The following is a 7,340-nucleotide window of genomic DNA, read 5'->3' on the forward strand; positions in this document are numbered from 1 at the left end:
CGTAGGAACGGTGCTCGCTGGCCGGTCGGTCCGTACCGCCGGCCCTCACGACCGGCCCGCAGCGTACGCGCAGGCCGCCGACCGTTCCGACCGGATTTCCGGCGGCAGAGTTTGCAGGTGCCGCGTGTGCGGACGCACTCATGGCATTTGTGGCCACTTCGTGAAGAGTTCGGGGTGGGTTCTGTCGGGTGTCTGAATTCATCCGTACGAGATTGGCCACATTCCCACTGATACGTCGAACGAGGTCCCCGGGGCAGGGCCCGATCGGCCCCGGAACTGCGTACCTGTCGTGGGCGAGTGTTGCTTCACGCGAGCAGAGTTGTCCGAATTGGCCCGGAAAGTAGGCGCTCTTGATGCAGTCTCGTGACGGAGTTATCGCAGAAGCTCGGTTGGAGTGGAAGTGCCGGGTGACTACAGTGGTCAAGGCGTTGTATGGCGTGACCAACTTTGCCATCGCGCGGTGAAGCAGTTCAGGGTGGACGGCCTGTCTCGACGGAGACCGGCCTACGGGGAAACGGGGAGGAAGGCGTCGTGCTTCCAGCAGACATGGTGGGAGGGCCCTCAGCGACGAGGGCGGCGAACCTTGAGGTCACGAGCGAAGCACTGACGACGTTCCAGAAGCGCGTCAACACGGTGCTCAGTGACCTGGACGCATCCGCCGGCAACCCGAACAAGGTGGGCGCGCAGACGATCAACAAGTCGTCGCTGCACAACGAGGGCGCGCTCGCCTTCCCTGAGGCCGAGGACCTGTTCAAGCAGTACCACGCGGTGCACCGCGAGCTTGTCACGCTCTCCAAGACGCTCAACCTGCAGATCGAGGCCATCGGCATCGCCGTGCAGGGCGCCCACCGGGGCTTCGACAACCTGGAAGAGGACCAGCGGCGGCGCTTCTGGGCGATCCAGACCGAGGTCGACCAGCTCCAGCGGACCCAGGAAGCGCAGCGAGAGGGCACGAAGCGCACCAACGACGCGACGAAGGGCGGTGGGTTCTGACCATGACGGACCACAAGCACGACGCAGACCGCGAGCGGGTGTCTCAGCAGAACACCTTCACCGACTTCGCGCACGACGTCGAGGACAACAACAAGGGCGGCCACTGGATCAACGGGATCTTCCGTTCCGTCATCGACGTGACGCCCGTCGGGCAGGCGCTCGACGGCCGGAAGTCCAACTTCGAGCGCTCCGACATCACGCTGAACCAGATGCTCGACATGGTCGATGCGACCAACCCGGAGGACCTCGAGACCTCCGGATCGGCACTGTGGGACGCACGCGACGCGATCAAGAAGGCCGCGTCCGAGCTCGACGGCCACATCACCAAGGTCCACTGGGTCGGTGAGTCCGGCGACAGCTTCCGCAAGTGGGGCGCGAAGCTCGTGACGTACGCCGAGGACCTCGGCAAGTACGCGGGCACCGCGGGTGACCAGCTCTCGGCCGCCTCGATGGGCCTCTCCTCTGTCCGGGGCGCCATGCCGCCCCGTGACGAACGCCCGGCGGACGAGCAGAAGATGAAGCCGTCCGACTACCCGGCTGCCAAGCAGGTGGACAGCAACGACAAGTACGCGGCGGCGGTCAAGGTCGAGAAGCACCGCCAAGAGGCGATCAACCAGATGAATCGCCTGTCCTCGTACTACGCGGTGTCGACGGAGCAGCTCCAGACGCTGCAGGAGTCGCCGCCGAAGCTTGAGACGATGCCGAACGTGGGTGTGCCGAGGCCCAAGCGTGGCGAGTACAACGGCGGCGACGGTCAGGGCGCTGGTGGCACTGGTGACTCCGGTTCCATCGGTGACCAGACGGGTGGCACGCGTCGCGTGCAGGAAGACCTGACATCGACGCCTCCGCGGGCCGATGGGACCGTCAAGCCGACCGTACCGCCGGCCGATGTGGACGGCAGCATCACCGTCCCGGACCGTCCCGTGGGCACGGAGATCGACAGCGTCGACACGCTGCCGAGGCCGACCACCAACACGCCGCCTCCGACGACGACCGGCCCCACGAACATTCCCAACGCGCCGACACCCACCGGCCCTTCGGGCCCCGGTTACGTCCCGCAGTTCCCGCCCACCGCGACCGGCCGCACCACCGGCCCGGGCGCTACGCGCAACCCCCTGACGAGTCAGGGACCTGGCCAGAGCCGAACGGGTCAGGGCCGCACCAGCGGACCCGCGGGCACGTCCCAGCAGCGCTCCATGGGGCGTGGCGGCGGTAGCACCGAGATGGGGCGCTCGACCTCGACGGGTCGCTCCGCGGGCGCCCCGGGCAAGGGCACGCCGCCGTCCGGCCGCGCGATCACCGGTGGGACCGCGCGTCCCACCAACAAGCCGACGGCACCGGGTACTGGTGGCGGCAAGGGAGTCGGCCGTTCCACCGGCGTCGTGGGCGGTCGCCAGACCCCGACGGGTCGCGCGGGCACCACGAACCAGGGCGGTTCGCGGATTCCGCGCGGTTCGGTGATCGGCACGGAGGGTGCCGGTACAAACGGCCGCTCGACGGCCGGTCGTGTCGGACAGCGGGGCGTCTTCGGTGCTCAGGGCTCGACGGCCGGCGGCCCCGCACGTGGCGGTGCCGGTCGCAACGCCGCGGCCACTCGCGGTGGTGCGGGCCTGGTCGGCGGCGCCGGCAAGAACCGCAAGCCCAAGGAAGAAGAGGCCGAGACGTCCGAGCGGCCCGACTACGTGGTCGAGGACCCGAACACCCACCTGCCCGCCGACCGGCGCGATGTGCCGCCGGTCGTCAACTGAAGCCGAGCGACGAGGACAGCCAGCAGCATGAAGTCAGGGATCAGCCGACGAGCCGACCGTTCCCCGATGGGCCGGGCGCGCGGGGCAAGACGTGTGCGTTCGGTCGGGGCGGTCGTCGGTGCGCTGGCTGTCATGGGCGTCGGGTTCGCTCCCAATGCGGCGGCGTACGACGCCCAGTCCAAGCAGTGGTACCTGGACGCGATGCAGGCCGAACAGATGTGGAAGGTCAGCACCGGAAAGGGAATCAAGGTCGCGGTCATCGACACTGGTGTGAACGCGTCGACGCCGTCGCTCAAGGGGCAGGTCCTGGCCGACGAGGTCCCCAAGTCGGTTTCGTACCACGCCACTCATGACTACACCAGCCATGGCACGACGATCGCCGAGCTGATCGCTGGAACGGGCGCGGGCGGCGGGCTCAAGGGTCTTGCGCCCGGAGCGAAGATCGTGCCCTTCCGTGTCAACCTCAAGGGCCTGGATGACAAGGCCGAAGAGGCGAGGACGCCTGATACGGCTACGGCGATCCGCGCGGCGGCCGACTCAGACGTGCAGATCATCAACATGTCTTTCGGCAGTGACACCGTCGACCCCGACGAGGAGAAGGCGCTCGAGTACGCGGCCTCCAAGGGGAAGCTGCTGATGGTGGGTGTCGGTAACGAGGGTGGGGGCACTGGGAAGATCGGTTATCCGGCTGCCTACCCCTACTCGGTGGGCGTCTCGGCCGTAGACAAGTCGGGGACGGCCACGAAATTTACTTCGCACGGACAGTACGTCGACCTTGCCGCACCAGGCGAGGACTTTCCGCGCTGGTGTGACACGACCTTCAAGGCTTACTGCGACAGGGGGCAGGGCACGAGTCAGGCGACCGGTGTCGCCTCGGGCGCTGCGGCTTTGATCTGGTCCGCCCACCCGGACTGGACGGCGAACCAGGTCCTGCGTTCGCTGATCGACACGGCCGGCCGCAAGTGGAAGAAGAGCGACCCGAGCACGTACCTGGGCTACGGCATCATCCGCCCGCGGGTGGTTCTGGAGAACCCGGACTACAACCCCGGCCCGGCCGACACGGACCCGCTCTCCAAGGAGAACGGCGGCCCCGCTAAGACCACCGAGAAGTCGAACGGCGCCAAGCCCTCCGCTTCTGCATCAGGCTCGTCACAGCCCACGCAGAAGGCTTCAGAAGTCCCGGCGGAGGCGGCAGGATCGGAAGCGGAATCCTCAAGCGACAACAACACGTTGTGGATTGCGCTCGGTGCGGTCGCGGCAGTCATCGTGATCGGCGGCGGCGGTTTCGCCGTACTCCGGGCGCGACGCGGTCAATAGGACTTTCAACCGTGGGGTCCCTGCGTTTCTTGGGTGGACCACGGGGGAGCGGTTCGGCCTCGCATCGGGGCACGAGCCACAGCAACAGCAATTAAAGGCAGACCAAGAAGGGCAGGGGCAGCATGGGAACGCCGAGGCAGAAGCTTGAAGATCAGCAAGTAATCGCACTCGAGAAGCGGATGTCGGAGAAGTACGAGGGCATCCGCAAGCGCGTGCACAACCTGCAGGGCGTCATCGACAGCCTTGAGGGCCAGTGGCAGGGCATCGGTCGTGCTGCCTTCGACAAGAAGCAGTACGAGATCAACGAGTCCCTCCAGAACATCGGCAAGATCCTTGCCGACGTCATCGACTCGATGAACAAGACCCGCAACATCAAGGACAACACTGAGGACGACGTCCGCGCATCCGTCGCGAAGATCGACGTCAAGGACGGTGCGCCGACGGTTTCCGCACCGCCGTCCTCGCTGAGCACCTTCTGACGGTTGGGTCCTCAGGACAGCAACATCCCCTCTGAATCCCAACAGGCACCGACGAGCGAGACGAGGTAGACGAAGATGGTCAGCAACGGAGACGGCCTGCTTGTCACTTATGACGGGCTGGACACGGCAGCCACCCAGATCGGCAACGAGGCCAAGGCCCTCGAGCAGGACCTGGAGGAGCTCAAGCAGATGGTCGTGAAGAGCCTCCAGTACTGGGAGGGTGAGTCGCAGAGCACCTTCGACCAGAAGCTCCACCGCTGGGACAAGGAAGCCAATGACATCCACACGGCGCTGACCGGCATCGGTCACGTCGTCGGTCAGTCCGGCGGCGACTACATGGGCGGCGACAAGAAGGCTGCGAGCTACTTCCAGTAGGTCGTCATCCTTCAGTCTGAGGTGGGGTGGGCGCGCGCGGGAGGCGCCCACCCCCTTCTGTTGCCTCGGATCTCAAGCGACCTCCTGCGATTCAGCCCTGGTTAGGAAAGGACACATCCGGCATGGCGTTCGGGCCTCCGCCTTCACCGTTCACTCAGTCGCGGCAAGCGGAGTCGAGGGACCGCAAGAGGCGAAGGAGCATCGCGCTCGTCTCGCTGGGTGTCGTTGCCGGTGTCCTGGCCGTCGGTGGGTGGCTCCTCTGGCCCAAGGCGACGGAGCCCGTCGACAACTTGGCACCGCACTCTCAGGCGGCTGACGCGCCTGACGACATCAGGGAGACCGTCGAAGATCTGCCGGGCAAGGGTGGGGCCGGCCACTTGGAAGTCTCGATGATGGCGACTGACTTGAAGCCGGGGAAGACGGTGTCGACGCCTGGAATGTGGGTCACAGACAAGACCCTCGTCAAGGGCAGGGACACGTCTCTTCTCGGCGTGAGGATCAAGGACGATACCAACGCCTGGACGAAAGAACTGCCAGGTGAGATCTGTGCCACCACGCCTTATGTGACGGTCGACGGGCGAACTGCGGTGCTCTACGAGGACCCCCAGCGTGGCAATGGTTGCAACCACCTGTTGATGTTCGATCTCGACACGGGGAAGCCCCTCTGGGAGTCCACGATTCCCTGGAAACGACCTCCGATGGGTGAGCCCACACGGGTCACCATGACGCGTGGAGTGGTCGTCACTACCTGGCAACAGGGGTCGGCGGGTACAGACATGCGTACCGGCAAGATGCTGTGGGAGAGAGGTCGGACCAAGGAGTGCTACGACGGCCAAGCTGCAGGCGGCGAGGCGCTACTGATCCGGATCGACTGCGCGGTCGCCGGAGGCCTCGATGACGTTCGCTATCGGATCGAGAAGGTCGATGCCCGCACCGGCCATGTGACCTGGTCCTATCCGGTCGCGCAGGGCGTGGATCTGCCCTACGTCGTTTCCAGTTCGCCAGCCGTCCTGGCGGTCCAGGCAGGCGAACACGAGGTGACCGACCTTCTGTCCCTCGACAAGCACGGAAAGCACAGTGCCACGATCCGGATGGAAGGCACGCACTACAACGTGGACTGCAGTGCCGAGCGTGGAGACGGTTGTGCGGGCGCGCTCGTGGCCGAAAACCAGGTGTTCATCGCCAGCGGATCCGCGAGTGAGGAATTGGGCAACAACACCAACTGGATTGTCAGTTTCGATCTCGCGACGGGGAAGTCCGGCGTGAAGTTCGACGCCGGGCAGGACCAGCAGTTGCACCTCATCCGCATGAGCGGAGACCGGGCACTGGCTGTCAAGGAGGGCACCGACGAAGCGACGCCGCTGTCTCTGGTGAGCTTGGACCCGAAGACAGGTAAGCAGCAGACCTACTTCTATTTCAGTATGCCGCCGGAGAGTGGCAGCGCAGATGGACGGTCAATCATCGCCATCGAAGACGGACGGCTGTTCATGGGGAATGAAGCGGTACGAGGTAAAGAGAAGGATGGAATCTCGGAAGCTCGTTACATGGCCTTCGGGGTGGGACCAGCCAAGTAAGACCCCTGCGCAAAGCCTGTTCTAGTGCGTCTCAGACCGGATGAGCCGCGTTGCTCAGACAGGGCGGCTTCAAACTTCCCCTCACTCGCCTGGGCACGTGCGTCGCCGACGGCACCCGCACCGCTCCCCGAATACACCCGTCGCCGAGATGCTCTTCGTTATCCATGGGCAACGCCCGACCCGTGCCGAGGCCAGGACGCCCCACTGCGGGGTCCGGGCCTGGCTGTCGACGTTCTCAGTGGCTCAAGGGCCCTTGGCCCCAGGTTCGGGCCGCTGATCCGTCACTCAGCGGCGCCCGAACCCTCCACCCCCGGCGCCGGCTCCAGATCGAACTCCCCGTCCCGCGCCCCCAGCACGAACGCCGTCCACTCCGCCTCCGTGTACCGCAACACCGTCCCCGGCTCCAGAGAAGACCGCATCGCCACCGCCCCGCCCGGCAGGTGGGCGATCTCCACGCGCTCCTCGTGCTGCTCCGTGCCGGGCGCGCTGTGCCACTCCACGCCGGAGATGTCGAGGGCGTAGAGCTCGTCCTTCTCGCGCTCCTTGCGGGCCTTCATCTCCTCCGGCGTCTCCTTCGGAGTGCCCGCCGGCGTCTCAGGCTGCTCCTCGCGCCGTGCATCAGGCCGTGCCTCAGGCCGTGCCTCGGGCTGCCGAGCGTCCCGCGCCGCCTGCTGGTCCTGTGTCTCCGCCATGGTGAGCGGCCCCTTCCGGACGTCCGAACCACCGCGGCCCGCCATGAACCGCAGCTGTGGCCAGCCTACTTGCGGCGGGTACGGCGAAAGGGGGGGGGGGGGGGCGGGGGCGGCGAGGTCGGCGCGCAGGCCCCGCACCCCCCCGCCCCGCCCGCAGCGAGC

At 66.3% G+C, this 7,340-nt stretch carries 7 protein-coding genes; 6 read left to right on the forward strand and 1 reads right to left on the reverse strand.

Annotated elements, in window-relative coordinates; translation table 11 throughout:
• Window positions 1-531: 531 nt before the first annotated feature.
• The 6 genes from ACFW9D_RS21160 (at window position 532) to ACFW9D_RS21185 (ending at window position 6,486) form a co-directional block, all read left to right on the forward strand.
• On the forward strand, window positions 532-993 hold the full coding sequence (locus ACFW9D_RS21160; protein ID WP_188336515.1) for a hypothetical protein: 462 nt from the start codon (window positions 532-534) through the stop codon (window positions 991-993).
• A 2-nt stretch (window positions 994-995) separates the two neighbouring features.
• Entirely contained in the window at window positions 996-2,741 is a 1,746-nt protein-coding gene (locus ACFW9D_RS21165; protein WP_384623811.1) for a hypothetical protein, read from the forward strand.
• 93 nt (window positions 2,742-2,834) lie between these two features.
• On the forward strand, window positions 2,835-4,058 hold the full coding sequence (locus ACFW9D_RS21170) for a S8 family serine peptidase (RefSeq protein ID WP_384623824.1): 1,224 nt from the start codon (window positions 2,835-2,837) through the stop codon (window positions 4,056-4,058).
• 122 nt (window positions 4,059-4,180) lie between these two features.
• Window positions 4,181-4,537 (forward strand): WXG100 family type VII secretion target, encoded by a 357-nt coding sequence (locus ACFW9D_RS21175; RefSeq protein WP_384623813.1) that lies wholly within the window; start codon window positions 4,181-4,183, stop codon window positions 4,535-4,537.
• A 75-nt stretch (window positions 4,538-4,612) separates the two neighbouring features.
• Complete coding sequence (locus ACFW9D_RS21180; protein WP_384623815.1) at window positions 4,613-4,912, forward strand: WXG100 family type VII secretion target; 300 nt, start codon at window positions 4,613-4,615, stop codon at window positions 4,910-4,912.
• Window positions 4,913-5,034: 122 nt separating this feature from the next.
• Window positions 5,035-6,486 (forward strand): PQQ-binding-like beta-propeller repeat protein, encoded by a 1,452-nt coding sequence (locus ACFW9D_RS21185; RefSeq protein WP_384623817.1) that lies wholly within the window; start codon window positions 5,035-5,037, stop codon window positions 6,484-6,486.
• A gap of 281 nt (window positions 6,487-6,767) precedes the next feature.
• Here the strand turns inward: ACFW9D_RS21185 and ACFW9D_RS21190 are convergent, their stop codons facing one another.
• The gene (locus ACFW9D_RS21190; protein WP_384623826.1) at window positions 6,768-7,043 is read right to left on the reverse strand and encodes a DUF397 domain-containing protein; all 276 of its coding nucleotides are present in this window, start codon (window positions 7,041-7,043) and stop codon (window positions 6,768-6,770) included.
• Window positions 7,044-7,340 lie beyond the last annotated feature (297 nt).

This window comes from Streptomyces sp. NPDC059524 (assembly GCF_042749255.1).
Classification (GTDB): domain Bacteria; phylum Actinomycetota; class Actinomycetes; order Streptomycetales; family Streptomycetaceae; genus Streptomyces; species Streptomyces xanthii.